5 protein-coding genes and 3 pseudogenes are annotated in these 3,139 nt (G+C 72.0%); 4 read left to right on the top strand and 4 right to left on the bottom strand.

What is annotated here, in order from left to right; translation table 11 throughout:
- A pseudogene (locus B9G38_RS15500) lies at positions 1-464 on the top strand (uracil-DNA glycosylase family protein); the annotation flags it as partial.
- Here B9G38_RS15500 and B9G38_RS15505 read toward each other — a convergent pair.
- Positions 410-844, bottom strand: a pseudogene (locus B9G38_RS15505) (DUF99 family protein); the annotation flags it as partial. The pseudogenes B9G38_RS15500 and B9G38_RS15505 overlap by 55 nt on opposite strands.
- Complete coding sequence (locus B9G38_RS15510; RefSeq protein WP_086220973.1) at positions 845-1,027, bottom strand: DUF5786 family protein; 183 nt, start codon at positions 1,025-1,027, stop codon at positions 845-847.
- Between the two features lie 130 nt (positions 1,028-1,157).
- Between B9G38_RS15510 and B9G38_RS15515 the strand changes: the two genes are divergently transcribed.
- Positions 1,158-1,799, top strand: a complete 642-nt coding sequence (locus B9G38_RS15515; protein ID WP_086220974.1) for an MBL fold metallo-hydrolase — start codon at positions 1,158-1,160, stop codon at positions 1,797-1,799.
- Positions 1,800-1,949: 150 nt separating this feature from the next.
- On the opposite strand, the gene B9G38_RS15520 is transcribed toward B9G38_RS15515, so the two are convergent.
- Positions 1,950-2,099, bottom strand: coding sequence for a 50S ribosomal protein L40e (locus tag B9G38_RS15520; RefSeq protein ID WP_006111655.1), 150 nt, complete (start codon positions 2,097-2,099; stop codon positions 1,950-1,952).
- Positions 2,100-2,174: 75 nt separating this feature from the next.
- Positions 2,175-2,444, bottom strand: coding sequence for a co-chaperone YbbN (locus B9G38_RS15525; protein WP_004598787.1), 270 nt, complete (start codon positions 2,442-2,444; stop codon positions 2,175-2,177).
- Positions 2,445-2,598: 154 nt separating this feature from the next.
- Between B9G38_RS15525 and B9G38_RS15530 the strand changes: the two genes are divergently transcribed.
- Together B9G38_RS15530 and B9G38_RS15535 are read left to right on the top strand one after the other, a co-directional pair.
- On the top strand, positions 2,599-2,760 hold the full coding sequence (locus tag B9G38_RS15530; RefSeq protein WP_086220975.1) for a preprotein translocase subunit Sec61beta: 162 nt from the start codon (positions 2,599-2,601) through the stop codon (positions 2,758-2,760).
- A 76-nt stretch (positions 2,761-2,836) separates the two neighbouring features.
- Positions 2,837-3,139 (top strand): annotated as a pseudogene (locus B9G38_RS15535) (pyridoxal 5'-phosphate synthase glutaminase subunit PdxT); the annotation flags it as partial.

The raw sequence follows: 3,139 nt of genomic DNA on the forward strand, positions 1-3,139 counted from the left end.
GTCCCGAACTGGTCGCCTCCCGGAGCCGGATCGTCGACGGGGTCGGCCCGACCGACGCGGACCTCCTGTTCGTCGGCGAGGGGCCGGGCGCCACCGAGGACGAGGAGGGGGAGCCGTTCGTCGGGCGGTCGGGCGACGTGCTCGACGAGGCGCTTCGAGACGCGGGGCTCGCCCGCGCGGACGTGCGGATCACGAACTGCGTCCGGTGCCGACCGCCCGACAACCGCGACCCGACGACGGAGGAGCTGGCGAACTGCCGCGGCCACCTCGAAACGGAGATCGAGCGGCTCGACCCCGCGCTGATCGTGACCCTCGGAAAGGTGCCGAGCGAACACCTCCTCGACCGGTCGGTGGCGATCACGGCGGCGTCCGCGGGGTCGACGCCGACGGCGCGGACGAACCGGGGGGCGCCCGAGCCCGGCGCCTCGTCGTCCGGGTCCGACGGGTCGACCGGGACGCGCGGCGGCAGCGACCGGTACGTCGCGAGCCGGTCGGCGAGCGCGTCGCCGTCGAACGCGTCCCGGAGCGCCGGTTCGAGCCCGGGGCTGGCCTCGTAGCTCACGGCGTAAGCGGGGCGGTCGAGCGCCTCGGCGAGCCGGTCGAGGTCGAGGAGGTTGAACCACGCGGGCGCGACGCCGGCGCAGGCGACGTGGCGGACGTCCTCGCGGCCGAGCGCGCGCCAGCAGTCGATCACGGCGTCGGTCGCGTCCGTCCCGCCGACGGTACAGGTCGCGAACGCGAAGCCGTCAGGCGTCCCGTCGGCGCGGACGACGACGCCGGCCGCGTAGCTCGCGTCGCGGGCGTCGGAGAAGGCGACGCCGAGCGTACGGCTCGGCGGGGTCACCTAGGCGTCCTCGGACTTGATCTCCTGGAGCCGGTCGAGAAGCTCGTCGTTGGAGGCGCCGGGCTCGTAGTCGACGGACCCCTCGTGGGTCTCCTGGGCAGCCCGGACGCCGTCGTCGTCGTCGAAGTCCGCGTCCAGGTCTTGGTTCTCCTGTTCGGACTCGTCGTAGCTGCCGAAGCCCATCTGTGCGTGACACTAACAGGGGGCGCCTGATAAATCTACGGCCGACGGGGTCCTGCGGCCGCGAACGGCGCCGAGCGCCGTTCGCGCGGAGCGACTGTACCCTTTTGTCGCTCCGCGAGCGAGTACGGGCATGGAGCCGATCACCGTCACCGCGGACGCGGAGGAGTTCACCTGCAACGCGTACCTCGTCGTGGGGGACGCGACGACGCTCGTCGACGCCGGAACGATGCCGGGCGTGGACGACGCCATCGCCGAGGCGCTCGACGACGCGGGCGCCGACGGCCTCGACCGCGTGGTCCTCACGCACCAGCACCGCGACCACGTGGGCGAGCTCGACGCCGTCGTCGACCGGTTCGACCCGCGCGTGTTCGCGTACGCGGACCACCCGCACCGCGACGTGGCGCTCTCGGACGGCAACGAGATACTCGTCGGCGACGAGCCCTGCGAGGTCGTCTACACCCCCGGACACGCCGACGACCACGTCTCGCTCGTCGGCGAGGAGCGGCTCTACTCCGGCGACGTGGTCGTCTACAGCGACGGCGCGTTCTCGGACGGCTCGTTCGGCCGCACCGACATGGCCGGCCAGTCGCGCGAGCGCCTGATCGAGAGCCTCCGCGAGATCCTCGACCGACTGCCCGACACCGTCGAGGCCATGTTCCCCGGTCACGGCGACGTCTACCGCGCCGCGGACGGGCCGGACACCGTCCGCGAGGTGATCGAGCGCGCGACTGAGCGCGCCGAGCGCGGAGAGCCGAAGTATCCCGACGAGTGAGCGCGACCCGGATTCAAAAGCGAGCGTCGGCGAGACCGACCGCCCACGTCGGCGCGCCGCCGAGGCTGGGGAGGGACGAGGCACACGCGCGGCTGGCCGTCGAACGGAGGATTCGCGAGAAGGGCCGAGACCGGCCCGGAGCCGACCGGATTACGCCGCGCGGCGCTCGGTCGCCTTCGGGCGGAGCTTGGTGTAGCCGCACTTGCGGCAGCGCTCGGCCTCGGAGGCGTTGCGGGCGTTACAGCGCATACAGATCTGTCTGTCGAGCATGCGGCGCTCGGCGGCGTCGAACTTGGCCATGCCGCTACTGAGCGGGCGGTGCTGTAAAAGGTTGCGAGACGGCGCGGCGGAACGACTGCGTGGCGGGCGCGGCCGTCAGGCGCCGGCTTCGGTGAGCGCGGCCTCGATGTCCTCGCGCTGGGTGACGCCGACGAAGCGGTCGACGACGCCGTCGTCGTTCTCGACGATGAGCGTCGGCAGCGAGCGGACCTGGTACTGGTTCGCGACGTCCTGCTCCTCGTCGACGTCGACCTTCTGGAGCTCGAACGCGTCGCCGAGGTCCTCCTGAATCTCCTCCAGGATGGGGTCTTGGGTCTTACACGGGCCGCACCACTCGGCGTGGAAATCCAGCAGTCGGACGGTCATAGTCGGCGACAACTATCCCCGGGCCGCGCATAAGGGTTTCCCACTCGTGTGCGCTCGCGGTCCGCGCGAACCGCCGACGGCGCCGCGGAGACGCCCGTACGGACGCGGGCTCGCGAACGAAACGTTTAGAACGCGGCGCCGCCGAGGACGGGACATGAGTGGCTCCAACTCCGGCGGGCTGATGTCCAGCGCGGGACTGGTCCGCTACTTCGAGAACGAGGACCGGAACGCCATCGCGATCAACCCCAAGACGGTCCTCGCGTTCTGCGTCCTCTTCGGCGTGTTCGTCCAGATCCTCTCGCTGACGGTCGCGTAGGCCGCGCCGGCCGCGTTTTTCCGGTCCCCAGACGCCGCCGCGTAGCGCGCCCTTTTTCCACGCGCCCGCCCCACCGATCCGTATGAAAGCAGGCGTCATCGCCGTCCAGGGCGACGTGGCCGAGCACGCCGCCGCCGTCCGCAACGCCGCGGCCGCCCACGACGAGCCCGCCGAGGTCGTCGAGATCCGGGAGGCCGGGATCGTGCCCGACTGCGACGTCCTCCTGATGCCGGGCGGGGAGTCGACGACCATCTCGCGGCTGATCCACCGGGAGGGGATCGCCGCCGAGATCGAAGCACACGTCGCGAGCGGGACGCCCGTGCTGGCCACCCACGCCGGCCCCCTCGTCGGCCCGACCGACGCCGACGCCGCCCGGGTC

The sequence above is a fragment of the Halorubrum sp. SD612 genome, assembly GCF_002135005.1.